The organism is Cohnella zeiphila (assembly GCF_014212055.1).
In the GTDB taxonomy this organism is placed as follows: Bacteria; Bacillota; Bacilli; order Paenibacillales; family Paenibacillaceae; genus Cohnella; species Cohnella zeiphila.
Window position 1 is genome coordinate 117,389 of record NZ_JACJVO010000003.1, and the last position, 17,103, is coordinate 134,491.

A 17,103-nucleotide genomic window follows, 5' to 3' on the forward strand; every position below is an offset into this window, starting at 1 on the left:
ACGCCCCCCCATGGTAGAAGTAGAATATGAGGAAATGAACGATGGAAAACGCAGATCGTAGAATATGGGAGTGTCTATCATGTCATGGATGCAAGGGCGAAGAGTCATTCTTCTTGTTCTGTCTTTCGTGTTGCTGCTGACTGCGGCGGTTCCTTACGGTTCCGGGAAGGCGAATGCGGCGGAGACGGGAACGGGAAGCCGAATCGTGAAAATCGCCGCGGGAGCCTATCATTCGCTGGCGCTGAAGTCGACCGGAACCGTGGTGGCTTGGGGAAGTAATAGCGCCGGTCAAACGGACGTGCCGGCCGAGCTTGCCGGGCCGGGGAAAGTGATCGATATCGCGGCGGCGGGGAATTATTCGCTGGCGCTGAAAGCGGACGGCACCGTCGTCGGCTGGGGTGACGATCATAACGGTACAACGGACGTGCCGGCCGGACTGACCGGGGTTGCGGCGATCGCGGCGGGAGGGGCTCATGCGCTGGCGCTGAAAGCGAACGGCACCGTCGTCGCCTGGGGAAGAAATAGTCAGGGTCAAACGGACGTGCCGGCCGGACTGACGGGGGTCGTGGCGATCGCGGCGGGAGGGTCGCATTCGCTGGCGCTGAAGGCGGACGGCTCCGTCGTTGTCTGGGGAAGTAATTCCAATGGTCAATTGAACATGCCGGGCGGCGGACTGACCGGAGTCGCGGCGATCGCGGCGGGAGAGCTTCATTCGCTGGCGCTCAAAGCCGACGGCACCGTCGCTGCCTGGGGAAGTAATGGCGGCGGCCAATCGACCGTGCCGGGCGGACTGACCGGGGTCGTGGCGATCGCGGCGAAGTTGACTCATTCGCTGGCGCTCAAAGCCGATGGCACCGTCTCCGCCTGGGGAAGCAATAATTTTGGCGAATCGACCGTGCCGGGCGGACTTGCCGGGGTCGTGGCGATCGCGGCGGGAGAGACTCATTCGCTGGCGCTCAAAGCCGACGGCACCGTCGTCGCCTGGGGGGATGATAGTTATGGCCAAACAGACGTGCCGGCCGATCTTGCCCAACCGGTCAAAGCGATCGGTGTCGCGGCGGGATCGATTCATGCGCTGGCGCTGAAGTCGGACGGTACGGTCGTCGCCTGGGGAGGCAGCGCGGGAGATGTCTGGGGAGGCGACGACCCGAGACTTGGTGAAGTGACCGTGCCGGCCGGGCTGACCGGAGTGGCGGCGATCGCCGCGGGATCGTATCATTCGCTGGCCCTGAAAGCGAACGGCACTGTCGTCGCCTGGGGAGATGACCGTTACGGTCAAACGGACGTGCCCGGGCTCGCCGGCGTGAAGGCCGTCTCGGGGGGAACGGAACATTCGCTGGCGCTGACGGCGAACGGCACCGTCATCGCTTGGGGAGACGATCTTTATCAACAATCGGATGTGCCTGCCGATCTTAAGGTGCCGGGGGCAGTGGCGGCGATCTCGGCGGGAGGCTTTCATTCGATGGCGCTGAAGGCGGACGGCACCGTCGAAGCCTGGGGAAGTGATAGCAATGGTCAAACGGACGTGCCGGCCGATCTTAAGGTGCCGGGGACCGTGGTGGCGATCGCGGCGGGCGGGTCGCATTCGATGGCGCTGAAAGCGGACGGCACGGTGGTCGCCTGGGGGGGAAGCGCTCTTTCCGGCCAAGCGTACGTGCCGGCCGATCTCTCCGACGTGGTGGCGATCTCGGCGGGCGGGTTGAGTTCGCTGGCGCTGAAAGCGGACGGCACCGTCGTCGCCTGGGGAGAAGGTCAATCGGACATGCCGGCCGGACTCTCCAACGTGGCGGCGATCTGGGCGGGAGGCACGATTTCGCTGGCGCTGAAGACGGACGGCACCGTCGTCGTCTGGGGAGCCAGCCCGGAAGATATCGATTATTACGGTCAAGCGGACGTGCCGGGCAATGACCGCCTGAGCAGCCTGACGGTGCAGGAGGGCGGGCTGGACGCCGCGTTCTCCCCTTCGGTCACCGCTTATACCCTCGACGACCTGTCGGTATCGAGCGTGCATATCAAGGCAACGCTGGCGGATACGGCGAACGCCCAGCTGTATATCAACAACAAGCTGGTAGCCAGCGGGGCTACCGCTACGGTCAACCTCCCGGGAGCGACGACGGTCATCCCGATTCGGGTGGAACCGTATTTGAAGCCGGCTCGGACATACACGATCACCGTGCATAGAGACGCTGCGCCTCCCGACGTTCATTTCGCCACGAACGGCAATGCGGCGCCTTCGCACACGGCGGCAAGCACTGTGACCGTGACGGATACGGAAAGCGGCGTCGATGCGGCCTCGCTGCAATACGCGTGGACGCAAAGCGCGGCCGTTCCCGCAGACGGCTGGACCGCTTTCGCCGACGGCGACACGCTGCGGCAGACAAGCGGAGACGGCGAGTGGTACTTGCATATCCGCGCGCAGGATCTGGCCGGGAATGTCGCCGACGCGGTATCGAATGCGTTCGTGCTGGACAACACGGCGCCGGAGCTTGCGCTGAACGGCAGCAATCCGATGAATATCCCGCAAGGCGGGACGTATGCGGAACCGGGGGCGGTGGCGACCGATGCGATCGACGGCGCGATTCCGGCCTCGTCCATCACGATCTCGGGCGCCGTCGACACGACGCGCCTCGGCCATTACCCGATTCAATATGCGGTCGCGGACCGCGCCGGGAATAACGCTTCGGTCATCCGCGATGTGTACGTGTACGACGGGGACGCGCCGGCGATTTATTTGAACGGACCGAATCCCATGACGGTGGAAGCAGACAGCGTCTTTACCGATCCAGGCGCAACGGCGCAGGATGTGCAGGACGGCGACCTTTCCGCTTCGATCGCGGCGACCGGAACGGTGGATACGTCGACAATCGGCACGTATACGCTGACCTATGACGTTTCCGATGCCGCAGGCAATGCGGCCGCGACCGTGACGCGCACGGTCTATGTGAAGGATACGCAGCCTCCCGTTCTCACGCTGCTCGGCGATCCCGTGATGAGCGTGCCGCTTGGCGCAGGGTTTGCCGATCCCGGAGCGCAAGCGACCGATGCCTATTACGGGGATGTCTCCCCTCTCATTGTCGTGTCCGGAACGGTAGATACAAGCCAAGCGGGCGAGTATACGCTGCGGTACCATGTGGAAGATCCGTCCGGCAACGCCGCCGCGGAAGCGACGCGCACGGTGACGGTCACCGCTCCTGATAGTTCCGACGGATCCGACGACGGCTCCGATGGCTCTAATGGCTCCAATGGTTCCGATGGCTCCAATGGCTCCAATGGCTCCAACGGTTCCGATGGATCCAACGGACCCGGAAATTCGGGGAACTCGGGAACGAACGAACCCCCGGACAACGGGTCTGCGGTCTTCCACCAGGTGAGCGTCAAAATCAACGGCGCGGTCAAGTGGGTGGCCGCATCGTACGAGATGTCCGGCGGGCAAAGCACAACCCGGATTTTCCCGACGGCGGGGCAGCTGTCCGAAGCGTTGGAAGCCATGCCGGACAGCATTCGGATCGAAGCGCAAAACATCGGAGACTCGGTCAAGATGGACGTTCCGGCCGCTCCGCTGCTGCACGCGCTGGACGTTCGTCCCGACGCCCTGTTGGAATGGAGCGTCAACGGAAACGGCCTGCGCCTTCCGCTTAACGTCCTGCAAAGCGTTCCGAAGGAGGCGACCGTGACCTTCGGGATCGCGGCAGCTGCGGGTTCCGCCGGCGACGCCGGGAACGGAGCGATCGCGCGTGCCGGCGGGGAGCCGCAGCTCCCTCATCCGGTCGTTTATTCGCTCCAGGCCAACGACGGCAGCAGCATCGATTGGGGCCGAACGTACGCGATCCTGACGGCCGTTCTGCCCGAACCGGCCGATCCGGATCAAGCGACGGCCGTACGCATTGACGAGAACGGGCGGATGCGGTTCGCGCCGGCTGTCTTCTCGAACGACGGCTCCCCCCTGGTGACGATTCGTTCGCCTTACGCCGGCGCTTATTCGGTTATCCGATCGGAGCATTCGTTTGCGGATTTGAACGGGCATTGGGCACAAAAGGATATCGTCCTGATGGCGAACAAGCTGCTTGTCGCAGGCAGAACGCAAGACCGATATGTGCCGGACGCTAACATTAGCCGCGCCGAATTTGCCGTCCTGCTCGTGCGCGCGCTCGGCCTGGACGATGTACCAAACGATCCGACGCCTTTCCGGGACGTGGCGCCGGGTGCATGGTATGCGGGAGCCGTCCGGGCCGCTCATCAGCGTCAGCTCATCGGCGGTTTCGAAGACGGAACGTTCCGCCCGGAAGCTCCCATTACCCGCGAACAGATGGCGGTCATGATCGTCAGGGCGATGGCGTACGCCGGATATGCGCCGGACGCGAACGGGGCCGCTACGGGAACGTTCGCCGACGAATCGGACATCGCGCCATGGGCGGACAACGCGGTCGGTCGGCTGACCGGAGCTTCCATCATCCGCGGTTTGACCGCAACGAAGTTCGGCCCCCAAGAGTATGTGTCCCGCGCGCAAAGCGCCGTCCTGTTGAAGCGGATGCTGCAGGCGATGCAATTTATCAATCCGTAAGCTTAAGGTTTCGAGCGGAAATGCGGGGCCCGTACGTTTTGGCAAATGCTCGTGTGCTTTCAGCGCCGGCAGGGCGGCGGTGATTTCATGGATCGTGCGATGATTCGTTCTTATGGCATTGGGTTGAGATCGGCTATTGTAACTCAAACATTAAGCCCCGTTTTTTAGCGGGGCTTTCGGCAATACCGTACTGTAAAAACTCCCTTTCTCGTTCTAACTGTAGAATCCGATCCATCCCTTCAATGTCTCCGGAAGTGCGGAGCAAGGAATGGAGAGAGGCAAATTTGCGATGGGCTGAGTTATCCTGCGGTAGCCCGAACCTGATAGACCTTATGGGACAATCATTCCTTGAAAAAGATCGCCATGCGGAGGGGATGCTTCGGCCGGATACGATATTTTAGATCGTTAGGCGGCAGGAGCGTCGGGACGCCAACGGACTACAGTAGCTAACCTCTTTTTCAGTACTTTTTTTCCTCTGGCGGGATGTTTATACTAAAGGGGAATTTTTCCGGAAAGAGAGGGATCGACATGGAAAAACGGCTTTACGGCAACACCGGCATGGAAGTGAGCGTACTCGGCTTCGGGGGCGCGGAGATCGGGTCCGGGGCGACGGTTCAAGACGTGGACAAGCTGCTCGGCGGCGCGCTCGATGCGGGTCTCAACGTGATCGACACGGCCGAGTGCTACGGCTCGAGCGAGGAATTGATCGGAAAGACCGTCTCCCGTCGGCGCGGGGACTATTATCTGTTCACCAAGTGCGGGCACACGTCGGGCCTCGACGGAACGGATTGGGATCCGGCCATGCTGGAAGCGAGCATCGACCGCAGCCTGAAGCGTCTGCAGACCGACTACGTGGACGTCATCCATCTTCATACGTGTTCGGAGGAGCTGCTGCGGAAGGGCGACGTGATCGACGTGCTGCGGCGGGCGAAGGAGAAGGGGAAAACCCGGTTCATCGGCTACAGCGGCGACAGCAAGGCGGCCCTGTACGCCATTCAATGCGGCGCGTTCGACTCGCTGGAGACGTCGGTCAGCATCGCCGACCAGGAAGCGATCGAGCTGACGCTTCCGGAAGCGCAGAAGCGCGGAATCGGCGTTGTGGTCAAGCGCCCGATCGCCAACGCGGCGTGGAAGACGGAAGAGCGGCCGGCGAGCGACTACGTCGCGCCTTATTGGGAACGGCTGCGCAAGCTCGGCTACGATTTCCTGCGCGCGGATTTGCAGGAGGCGGTCGGCACCGCGCTTCGGTTCACGCTGTCCATCCCCGGCGTATCCGCGGCGATCGTCGGAACCCGGAATCCGTCCCGCTGGCCGGAGAACGCCCGCCTGCTGGAGCGGGGACCGCTGACTCAAGAGCAGTACGCGGAGATTCGCCGGATCTGGCAGGAGACGGCCGAGCCGGATTGGACCGGGAGGGGCTGAAAGTCCCAAGCCGCCGGTCCCCCTGGGCTTCGATGAAAAATCACTCAGAATTAAGATGACTCCTTGGCTGAGAATGTATAATAACCAGCAGATTAGTTGGTTGTTTTTTCCGGTCAAAGGAGATGACGACGATCAGAAGCCTGATACGAATGGCGGCGGCGGCCTTGGGGCTCTTCCTTGCGGTCGGCACGGGCACGGCGCTGGCAAGCGAACAACAAGCTTTACCGATAGAGAACGGCAACGCGGTAGAAGTGAGCGAGCATCTGTGGACGGTGAACGGAGAGACGTTCGCTCCGGTCAAGGAGCTGGCGGACCGGATGGGCTGGCAGCTTGCCTACGAGCCGGAATCCGGACTCGTTACCGTGAGCAACGGGATGGACGACACGCTCTCGTTCCAAGAGGGCACATCATCGCTTGAATTCAACGGAAGCACATACGGCACGGAAAGCGCTGCCAAGCTTAAGGACGGCGACATGTACTTCCCGCTGCGCCTGCTCGCGGAAGCCATGAACGCGAACGTAACCTGGAACGAAGAGCGGAAGGCTGCGGTGATTCAGCCGCAGCCGGAATACGTCGTCGCGGAAGGCGACACGCTGTGGAGCCTCGCGGAAGATCAAGAGACGACGCCGCGGGAGCTGATGCTCCGCAACGGGCTGCCGGATATTAATTTGCAAATCGGTCAGCAACTGAAGCTGGTCGTGCCCGAATTTCTCGATCCAAACGTTCAGGCCGCAGCGAAGGCCCAGGCGGAGGTTCAGGCCAAGGTTGCCGTCGCCCGGGAAGTGAAGGCGTCGGAAGCCGAGCCGGAGATCGATGCGGAAGACCTGGCGCTGCTGGCGAAGCTGGTGCAGGTGGAGTCGGGCTACGAGCCCTACGAGGGCAAGCTCGCCGTGGCCAACGTGGTTCTGAACCGCGTCAAGACGGGCCGTTATTCCGACACGGTCAAAGGCGTCATTTACGCCCCCGGCCAGTTCCCTCCGGCGACGAACGGGACGCTGGCGAAGACCAAGGCGTCCGAGGACAGCATCAAGGCGGCCAAAGCCGCGCTGTCCGGAGAGAACAACGTGCCCGGAGCGGTATACTTCTTCAACCCGCAGCGGGAGCCCGGCAAGTTGAAGTCGCTGACGAAAGTCAAGCAGATCGGCCATCATGTATTCGCGAAATAGAAGCGTCAGCAGAGCGCCCGCGCAAGGTCCGGAGAATTCATCGCCGGGCCGATGCGCGGGCGCTTTTCGCTTGGCCGGGGCCAGGGGCGGGCCGCAGGTCTAAGTTCCGGCCTGCCGCTTGTATTCGTTGGGGCTGAGGCCGACATCGTGCTTGAACAGCTTGGAGAAGTAGGAGTAATTGGCGTACCCGACTTTGCTCGCGACGGCGTAGACGGACAGGCGGGTCGTCGCGAGCAGCCGCTTCGCCGCTTCGATCCGGGCCTGAATGACATAATTGCCGATGGAGACGCCGGTCTCCTTCTTGAACAGCCTGGCCAGGTAGTCCGGATGAAGGTAGACGATCTCGGCCAGGCTGTTGCGGGTGAGAGGGTCCCCGCAATGGGCGTGGATATGCCGCTTGATCTGCTCGACCACGGATTGAGGCCGTTCGGCGAACACCTGGTATTCCATGGCGGTGTTCGCCAGGCAGCTCAAGTATTGCTCCATATCTTCGACCGAGTCCAAGGAACGGGCCAGCAGCGTGTCGTTCGTCCTGCCGGTGTACAGCCGGTGGGCCTGGATTCCTTTCGACTTGAGGAAAGAGTACACCAGCTGCACGATATCGAGCCGGAACAGGCCGAGGACGGTCTTGTTCAGCGCTCCGTCCCCGGAACGGTCCCGCAGGAAGCGGATCGTCTCTTCGAGGAAAGCGGCGGGGCGGTTCCCGTTCAACAGCTCCTCCAGCCTCGACAGATCCGGCGGAGCATAGCCGGCAGGAGCCTCGAGGCGGAATTGCTCGGTTCGAAACGTGCGGTTGCGGCATCGCACCCAATCTTCGTCCAGATCGAGCAGCCGCTTCACGCCTCGGCCGATCGATTCCAGACGTTCGGGCGGCGCGATATTGCAGATGACGTCGCATTTCAGGAACCGGTTCGCCTTCTCGATGAAGGAAGCGCATAGTGCCGTCAGGGGCCGGCCGTCGTCGGGCGGGCCGTTCCACCGAAGGACGGCGATCCGGTTGTCGTCCTTGTGCTCCAGCACCGTCTCGACGGAGAAGCCGGGGTGCCGGAACAGCTCCCCGAACACGTTCAGGAACGCGAAGTCGAACAGGCTTTTCTCTTCCTTGCCCATGCTGCCGTCTCGCGGGAAGACGTTCAGAAGAAGCGTCTGGAACTGATCGTCCAGCCGGTAAGAGAGCTGCTCCTCTTCGGCGGAACGGGCGACGGCGGCCGGCTTGGGCGGCGAGGAAGCGCAGCTCCCGATCAATCCGCGCCAGAAGTGCTCCAAGCGCTTCGCCCGGCTTCTTTTCCAATAGTAGCCTTCCTGAACGGCCTGCTCGCGGTTCATCTGCTCGTTCGCCCGGGCGACCGCCTTCTGGATAATGAGCATCAGCTTGTCGAACTCGATCGGCTTGAGAAAATATTCGAAGCTCTGCAGCTCGATCGCTTTCTGCGCGTAATTGAAGTCCGCATAGTTGGTCAGCAGGATCGCCTGGACGTCATAGCGCTCCTCGCGGATCCAGGCCAGAAGCTCCAGGCCGCTGCCCTGCGGCATCTCGATGTCGGAGATCAGGATGTGCACGGGATGGTTTCGCAGAATTTCCCGCGCCTGGGCGACGTTATGGGCCGTATAGACCGTCTCGATCCGGAGCGATTCCCAATCGATCTTCTTCTCCAGTGCGGTGACGACGTAGAAGTCGTCGTCGACAACCAGCGCGTTCATCAGGCGCTCTCTCCTCTCTCAGGCAGTTCCCCGGGCGGATTCGGAAGCAGCAGCTCGATGCAGGCGCCGCCCGCCTCCCCGTTGTAAAAACGGACTTTCGCCTTCTGGCGGTAAAGATAACCGAGACGCTGGACGGTGTTCATAATGCCGATGCGGCTGCCGTCGGTCTGGTCCAGCGGCTGCCCGCCGGCCAGCTTCTCCAGAATGTCCGCCGCGAAGCCGGGACCGGTATCGGCGATGCGGATGACGGTCCACTCCTCGCCTGCCTCCGTCCGCCGGTCCGCCGCCAGCGAGATTTGCGATTCGTTTTCCCTCGACACCCCGTATTTCATCGCGTTTTCCACGAACGTCTGCAGCACCAGAGGCGGAACGAGCGTGCCGCGCGACCGGTCGGACTGCTCGATCCGGTACGCGAAGGAGTCCCGGTAACGGTTCTTCTGGATCTCGAGATAGACCCGGACGTGGCCGATCTCGTCCTCCAGCCGGACGAAGTCCTGGCCGTGCTTGAAAATATAACGGAAATACTCCGAAGTGGACAGCGCCATCCGCTGGATCTCCTCGTGCATCTGCATCTGGGCCATGCTGTAGATGGTCGTCAGGCAGTTCAGGAAAAAATGCGGCTTGATCTGAAGCTTCATATAATCCAGCTGAATGCTCCGCTTCTCCAATTCGCGTTCGTAGATGTCGATCTTGAATTCCCGAACCTGTTTTACGAGGTTCAGAAACTGCGTGTTGGCTTTCTCCAGCTCCGCAAGCTTGCTGTCCCCGATGTCCTTCAGCTCGCCGTCGCCGGTCCAGAACGCCAGGTTGTACGAGAAGCTCTTGATCGGCTTCAGCACTTTATTCTTGATGTAGAGCATCATGAACCCGAGGCTGCAGGCGACGATCGCGGCCAGCAGGACGATCAGCAGCTGGGCGATCATGATCTTCTCGAAAGCGCCGAATTGAATGACGAGCCGCACGTAGAAGGAAGCGTTCGAGAACTCGCCTTTGACCGTCGTCCGGGAACGAACGAGGTTCTGCAGAGCCATAGACTCCGTGCCGTTCGTCAGCGCCTTGCCGTTGTTCAGCACGGGGCTGGCCACGCTTTTGCCTTCCTCGTCGATCAAGGAGATATAGCCGTTCTTGCCCAGATCGATCTGCCGCAGCGGCCGGATCAGATCGTCGGCGGAGACGAGGCAGATCAGGAAGGTGCCGTTGTAAGGGATGATGTTGAAGATGTAATGCGTCCCGCCCAGGCTGAGCGTCGACCATCGGGAGGAGTATTTCTCGTAAAGGTTCTTGTCTTTGACGAACGCCCGGATCTGATCCTGCAGCGCCCCGTATTCGGCATAGGTCAGGTTCATGGGCGCGCAATTGACGAGAAAGTCCTGGCCGCTTAAATAAAGGAAGAAATCGTACTCCTCCCCATAGCCCTTCTGCAGTTCGGCGAAGCGCTTGTACAAGTCGTTTTTCGCCTTGATGAACTTGCCGTCGAGAGAGCCCAGCTTGTTCATCGTCTTCAGGTTCTCGTCGTTGGCCAGCGTCCAGCCCATGAAGTGGTTGATATACGCGAAGTTGCTGTTGATCCGGTCGAGGTACAGGCTGGCGGTGTCCCGCAAATACCGGGCGGACTGCTGCTTGACGATCGAGATGGAAGCGAAGCTGATGATAAAGTCGAGCACCAGCACGGAGAAAGAGATGACGAGCATGATTTTCACGTAGTGCTGGATCGGATACAGTTTGCCTTCCGCCCGTTGTGCCATGCGCTTCGCGGCCTCGCTTTCGGATCCGGTTCTATGAATGCGATTTCTTTTGTTTGAAATATTATAAAGCCACCCTGCGAAAAAACAAGACGCCCGGCATAGGAACGCCGCTTAAGGTCCGGATAGCGTCAGGGAAAGTCCGGATTTCGCCCTTGGCCGATCCGCTGCCGGATGCATGGCCGCCGGCGGTTCGCCCCCGGAGGTCCGGATCGTGCCCCAGAAGGTCCGCCCGTCGCCCGGCGGCGGACTTATACTAAGAATCGTTCCGCGGCTATCGCACGGCGCGGCGGACTTAAGAGACCGGCAGAAGGGGGATACGGGCTTTGAATCATCGTGCGGCAAGCGGCAATTGGCAGCGCGCGTTCGGAAGGGTCGGGAGGAACTGGGGGCTGTACTTGCTGCTGCTTCCGGCCGTCATTCTGCTGCTAATCTTCACTTACAGGCCGATGTACGGCGTCATGATCGCATTTAAGGATTTCAGCCCGGCTTTGGGCATTACGGGCAGTCCTTGGGCGGGACTCAAGTATTTCGAGAAGTTCTTCCATTCCTATCAATTCTCCATCACGATCCGGAACACGCTCCTGATCAGCTTGTACAGCTTCGCCACGTTCCCGATTCCGATCGTCTTCGCGCTGCTCGTCAATCAACTGCGCGCGAACCGGTTCAAGCGGGCGTTCCAGACGCTGACCTACATGCCGCACTTCATCTCGACCGTCGTCGTCGTCGGCCTGCTGCTCATCCTGCTGTCCCCGGGGAACGGGTTGATCGGCCAGCTGTACGGCTTGTTCGGGGCGAAGGCGCCCAACCTGATGGGATCGTCCGCCCTGTTCAGCAGCGTGTACGTCTGGTCCGACGTCTGGCAGCATACGGGCTGGGACAGCATCATCTACCTGGCGGCGCTGTCCGCGGTCGATCCGAGCCTGTACGAAGCGGCGACGGTGGACGGAGCGAGCCGGTGGCAGAAAATCCGGTTCATCGACATTCCGATGCTGCTGCCGACGGCCATCACGCTGCTTATTCTGAGAGTCGGCGGACTGCTCGGCGTCGGATTCGAGAAGGCCTACCTCATGCAGAACAACCTGAACCTCTCGGGAAGCGAGGTCATCTCCACCTACGTGTACAAGATCGGGCTGATGAGCGCCCAGTACAGCTTCTCGGCGGCGATCAACCTGTTCAATACGATGATCAACTTCGTCCTGCTCGTCCTGGTCAATCGGATCGCCCGAAAATATTCCGAGCACAGTCTATGGTAACGGGAGAGGAGGAGCAACGCTACATGGAAGCGACCACCCCGGCGCCGCCCCGGCCGAAGAAAGGGCGATCCTCCGACGCGCTGCTGGAAGCGCTGCTGTATGCGGGTGCCGCGATCGTGCTCGTCGCGACCGTGTACCCGCTCTATTTTATCGCCATCGCGTCGTTCAGCGATCCGTCCGCCGTCGGCAACGGACAGGTGTGGCTGTATCCGCGGGGATTCACCCTCGACGGCTACAAGGAGCTGCTGAAGCACGCCAACATCTGGGTCGGCTACAGGAACACGATCCTCTATACGGTAACCGGCACCCTCATCGGTCTGGCGGTCAACGTCTCGGCGGCATATGCGCTCTCGAGAAGAGATCTGGTCGGCCGCAAAGCGATTACGCTGTTTTTTATCTTCACGATGTTTTTCAACGGCGGCCTCATTCCGACGTTCCTGACGGTCCGCGATTTCCATCTGTACGACACGTTCCTGGTCATGGTGCTGCCGTTCTCGGTCGCGGTGTTCGATATCATCGTGGCGCGTACGTTCTTCCGGACGAGCATTCCCGCCGAGCTGTGGGAGGCCGCCCAGCTGGACGGCTGCGGGAATCTGCGATTCTACGTCCGAATCGTCCTGCCGCTGTCCAAGGCCGTCATCGCGGTGCTGGCCCTGTGGTTCGCGGTCGGCCAATGGAATTCTTACTTCAACGCGCTGATCTACTTGCAGAACAAGGATCTGTTCCCGCTGCAGCTCATTCTGCGCGACATCCTGATCACCAACCAGATGCAGTCGAGCATGGGCACCGGCGAAGCCGCGCAAATCGCGCTGCGGCTGGCCAATATGCTGCGTTATTCCGTCATTATCGTCTCGACGATTCCGATCATGTGCGCGTACCCGTTCGTTCAGAAGTATTTCAACAAGGGGGTGATGATCGGCGCGGTCAAGGAATGATGGCTTCATCGGAAACGGCATGGTAAGGTAAAAACAACCGAGGGGGATTGGAACGTGGGAATCCATTCATCGAAATCCGCGAAAAGAAGGTTCGCCGCCGCGGCGCTGGTAGCGGCGCTGGGCGCTTCCGTCCTGGCGGGCTGCAGCGGCAAGAACGAGAACGCGGCCGGCAGCTCCGCGTCGTCGCAGGCCAAGTCCGACGGCAACTTCCATCAGGAGGGGCTGCCCATCGTCGACAAGCCGGTCACGCTGAACGTGCTGACGATCCGCTGGGGCAACATGGGGGACAGCTTCGCGAAGAACCAGTGGCTGCAGGAGCTGGAGAAGAACTCGAACGTCAAGATCAACTGGCAGGTCGTCTCCTCCAACGATTGGAACGACCAGAAGTCGGTCATGCTCGCCAGCGGCAAGCTCCCGGACGTCATCATCGGCGACCTGGCGTTCAGCGACTCGGACATCGTCAACAATCTGAGCTTGTTCCGGCCGCTGGACGACTATATCGACAAGGACATGCCGAACCTGAAGGCGGCGATCGAGGAATCTCCGGAGCTGAAGAAGATCAGCACGTTCCCGGACGGGAAGATGTATTCCTTGCCGGCCCGGCTTCCGTCGCGTCCCGTTACCCAGAACCAGCCGGTCATCAACAAGGCCTGGCTCGATAAGCTGGGACTGAAGGCCCCCGCGAATACGGACGAATTGTACCAGGTCCTCAAGGCGTTCAAGGAGAAGGATCCGAACGGCAACGGGAAGCAGGACGAGATTCCGACCAGCAATTCGGGAGACATCGAGATGCTGCTGCTCTCGCCCTTCGGCATTACCGATCTTCGCGGCAATCATATGCTGGTGAACGACGGTAAGCCAGAATACTTCCCGACGTCCGACCAGTATAAGAAAGCGATCGAATGGGCCCATCAGCTTTATGCGGACGGCCTCATCGACCCGGAATCGTTCACGCAGGACGGCACGATGCTGACGGCGAAGCGCCAGAATCCGGACGCTCCTCTGATCGGATTTACCTATCAATGGACGCCGGACGCGGTATTCGGTCCATGGAGCAGCCAGTACGAGGCGATCCCGACCATCGCCGGCCCGGACGGAAAACGGTATCAGGAAGGCGACCCGAACGGCCTCAGCTACCGGCGCAACGAGATGCTGATCACGGCCTCCTGCAATTACCCCGACGTAGCGGCCCGTTGGGCGGATCAGTTCTATACCGGCGAAGCAAGCATCCAGAACTTCTGGGGCGCCATCGGAACGGCCATCCAGAAGGATGCCGGGGGCGCGTATACGCTGATGGACCCGCCGGAAGGAACCAGCGCCGACGCCTGGTATTGGGATAACTCCTTGCGGGACTTCGGTCCCAAATACGTAAGCCCCGATTTCGAGAAAAGCATCAAGCTGGACCCGACGACCGGCGACGGCCTGAAGCTGGAGATCGACAAGCTCGGCAAGGACTACGTCACGACGCCGTTCCCGAACGTCATGTATACGTCCGAGGAGTACCAGGAGCTGCCGACCCTGACGACGGACATCGACAGCTACATCGCCAGCACCCGCGCCCAATGGGTCACCAAGGGCGGCGTCGACGAGGGCTGGGACGCCTACGTGAAGAAGCTGAACGACATGGGGCTGGAGAAGCTGGTCAAGATCTACAACGATGCCTATACGCGGTACATGGACATCAAGTAATCTGCCAAAAGGAAAGCGCCATCGGGTCGATGGCCTCAGGGGCGGGCGCTGCTCTAACGAATCCTGGAGACGCTATTCGTGCAGAAACAAGGGATTTCAAAATGTAACGAACCTGTAAGATCTTATTTGGGGTGACGAACGCCGTTATTCGGACTTTCTGGGCCCATAAGATCGCTCGGCTTCGTTAAAATGCAAAGATTTTCTTTTTTGGCCAAATAAGAGCGCGAGGTTTCGTTAGAAAGGCAACGACGACTTTCCCTCCGGGCGGTTAAAGCCCGGGGGATTTTTTTATCCGAAAGCCGATTTTACAAAAAACTCGACTTGGCGAAAACGCTGCGTTAACAAAACGGGACTATGATGGTTCTGTTCTCATCAGTCTCTATGAGGGGCAGGTATCTATCATGAAACGAAAACGCATTCCGAACAAGAAGTGGGCGGCACCGGTACTCGGACTGGCGCTCGTTCTCCCGGCGGCATTGCCGGCTCAGGCGGCAACTCCGGCGCAGGCTGCCGTGAAGTCGATCGAATTCGTGGGCATGAACGCACCGGCGGGCGCGCAGCAGATGGCTCAGGTGTATACCGGCGCATCCGTGAAAGTTACGTACGGCGACGGTACCGTCAAAACGTTCCCGCTCGCGTACAAACAGCTGTTCAAGTCGACCGATTCCGTCGGCGGCACGATCGCGGGCGTCTCCGTAGACGCCAACGGCAAGCCGATCATGGATACGAGCGCGCCGAACAACCCGGTGCCCTACGTATCCGACGCTCCGGATGCCAACAGCCTGTTCCAGGTTCCCGGAATGAGCCCGACTTCGCTCGGCGGCAATCCGCTGTCGCTGGTCACCCACTACGAATACATCACCTCCAACAATGCCGGGGATTCCGCCTACGGTCTCGTTCCGGCCAGCATGAGCCTGACGAAGATCGACCAGAACAAGACGACCGGGGAACTGACTCCCGTCGAGCTGCAGAAGGTCGATTTCTCCGGAGTGGACGGGCTGTGGATCCCGTGCAACGGGTCGCTGACTCCGTGGAACACGCATTTGGGCAGCGAAGAGTATGAAGCGGATGCGAGGGCCTACGAGGCGGATCCGACCCAGACTTACTTGAGCTCCTTCGTGCAAAACTATTATCAGGATACGACCAAGAAAGGCAATCCGTACGACTATAACTACATCGTCGAAGTGTCGGTGGACCAGGACAACAAGGCGAGCGCGGTCAAGCACTACAGCCTCGGCCGGTTCTCCCACGAGCTGGCGAAGGTGGCTCCGGACGGCAAAACGGTCTATTTCGGAGACGACGGCGGGAACACGATGCTGTTCATGTACGTCGCCGACAAGGCGCAGGACCTGTCCGCCGGCACGCTGTACGCCGCGAAGTGGATTCAGACGAGCGCGGCGAACGGCGGCTCCGCCAACCTGGAGTGGATCAGCCTCGGCCATGCCACGGATGACGAGATTCGCGCCGAGATCGACAAGGGACTGACGTTCAGCGACATTTTCGAGACGTCGGACAAGCCGGCCGACGGCTTCGCCACGATCAAGACATACCCGAGCGGCAAAACCGAATATTTGAAGCTGAAGCCCGGCATGGAGAAGGCGGCCGCGTTCCTCGAATCCCGGCGCTATGCGGCCATGCTCGGCGCGACGTCCGAGTTCAACAAGATGGAAGGCGTCACGCTGAATGCCAAGGACAAGAAGGCGTACATCGCCATGTCTTACGTGGAGAAGTCGATGGAGAAGGACAGCAAGGGAGCCGATCCGGTCGACGATATTCACGTGGACAAAATCTCTTCCGGCGTAACGTACGAGCTCTCGCTGGGCGGCGGCCAGAAGGACCGGAGCGGAGAAGCGATCGCGAGCGACTACGTGCCGCAGACGATGAAGGGCCTGCTCTGGGGCGAAGATTTGTCGGCGCCGGACGCCAAGGGAGACACGGCCGCGGACGACAAAGTCGCCAATCCCGACAACCTGAGCTATTCGGAGCAGCTTCGCACGCTGTTTATCGGTGAGGACAGCGGAATGCACGCCAACAACTACGTTTGGGCGTACAACATCGACACCGGCAAGCTCTCCCGGATTCTGAGCACGCCTTCCGGCGCGGAAGCGACCGGCCTGCAGGCGGTAGAAGACCTGAACGGCTTCAGCTACGTGATGAGCAACCTGCAGCACCCGGGCGACGAGATGATCGTTCCCGATCCGCTGAAGACCGAAGTGCTGAACAACATCGACGCGAATTTCAACAACCGCAAGTCCGGCGTCGTCGGCTACGTCTCGGGCATTCCGAGCATGGAGCAGATCGCCGCGGCCGCTCCCGAGGAGTCCGGAGGCGGTCAGATTTCCTCTCCGGCGGACGATTCGCTGATCCCGCTGCGCGATACGGCGCAAGCGGCCGGAGCGAAAGTGGACTGGCACGGGAAAAACAAAGAAGTCGTCGTCACCAAGGGAACGCATACGCTGAGGCTGAATGTCGGCGAGAAAACGGCCCTGCTGGACGGAAAGAGCGTAAGCCTTCCGGTCGTCACGCAGTTTTCCAAAGGGAAAGTGATGTTCCCGTCCGGCGTCTGGGACCAATTCGCCAAGCTGTAAGCCGTTCTTCAAAGCAGCGCTTGCGCGGAACGATCGATTAACC

At 60.7% G+C, this 17,103-nt stretch carries 9 protein-coding genes; 7 read left to right on the forward strand and 2 right to left on the reverse strand.

Annotated elements, in window-relative coordinates; translation table 11 throughout:
• Positions 1–79: 79 nt before the first annotated feature.
• From H7C18_RS03020 to H7C18_RS03030, 3 genes are all read left to right on the forward strand, one after another.
• Positions 80–4,561, forward strand: coding sequence for an RCC1 domain-containing protein (locus tag H7C18_RS03020; RefSeq protein ID WP_185127528.1), 4,482 nt, complete (start codon positions 80–82; stop codon positions 4,559–4,561).
• A gap of 528 nt (positions 4,562–5,089) precedes the next feature.
• Positions 5,090–5,983 carry an aldo/keto reductase gene (locus H7C18_RS03025; RefSeq protein WP_185127529.1) on the forward strand — a complete coding sequence of 298 codons (894 nt, stop codon included), beginning with the start codon at positions 5,090–5,092 and terminating at the stop codon, positions 5,981–5,983.
• 149 nt (positions 5,984–6,132) lie between these two features.
• Positions 6,133–7,149 (forward strand): cell wall hydrolase, encoded by a 1,017-nt coding sequence (locus H7C18_RS03030; RefSeq protein ID WP_185127530.1) that lies wholly within the window; start codon positions 6,133–6,135, stop codon positions 7,147–7,149.
• A gap of 99 nt (positions 7,150–7,248) precedes the next feature.
• Here the strand turns inward: H7C18_RS03030 and H7C18_RS03035 are convergent, their stop codons facing one another.
• A complete protein-coding gene (locus tag H7C18_RS03035; protein ID WP_185127531.1) occupies positions 7,249–8,850 on the reverse strand; it encodes a response regulator transcription factor in 1,602 nt (533 codons plus the stop codon).
• On the reverse strand, positions 8,850–10,595 hold the full coding sequence (locus H7C18_RS03040; RefSeq protein ID WP_185127532.1) for a cache domain-containing sensor histidine kinase: 1,746 nt from the start codon (positions 10,593–10,595) through the stop codon (positions 8,850–8,852). The genes H7C18_RS03035 and H7C18_RS03040 overlap by 1 nt, the downstream gene beginning before the upstream one ends.
• A 323-nt stretch (positions 10,596–10,918) precedes the next feature.
• On the opposite strand from H7C18_RS03040, the gene H7C18_RS03045 reads away from it, so the two are divergent.
• The 4 genes from H7C18_RS03045 (at position 10,919) to H7C18_RS03060 (ending at position 17,060) form a co-directional block, all read left to right on the forward strand.
• Entirely contained in the window at positions 10,919–11,848 is a 930-nt protein-coding gene (locus H7C18_RS03045) for an ABC transporter permease (protein ID WP_238357431.1), read from the forward strand.
• A 23-nt stretch (positions 11,849–11,871) separates the two neighbouring features.
• On the forward strand, positions 11,872–12,783 hold the full coding sequence (locus H7C18_RS03050) for a carbohydrate ABC transporter permease (RefSeq protein WP_185127533.1): 912 nt from the start codon (positions 11,872–11,874) through the stop codon (positions 12,781–12,783).
• A gap of 54 nt (positions 12,784–12,837) precedes the next feature.
• Positions 12,838–14,472: an extracellular solute-binding protein gene (locus H7C18_RS03055; RefSeq protein ID WP_185127534.1), complete on the forward strand. Its 1,635-nt coding sequence runs from the start codon at positions 12,838–12,840 to the stop codon at positions 14,470–14,472.
• A 401-nt stretch (positions 14,473–14,873) separates the two neighbouring features.
• Positions 14,874–17,060: an alkaline phosphatase PhoX gene (locus H7C18_RS03060; RefSeq protein ID WP_185127535.1), complete on the forward strand. Its 2,187-nt coding sequence runs from the start codon at positions 14,874–14,876 to the stop codon at positions 17,058–17,060.
• Positions 17,061–17,103 lie beyond the last annotated feature (43 nt).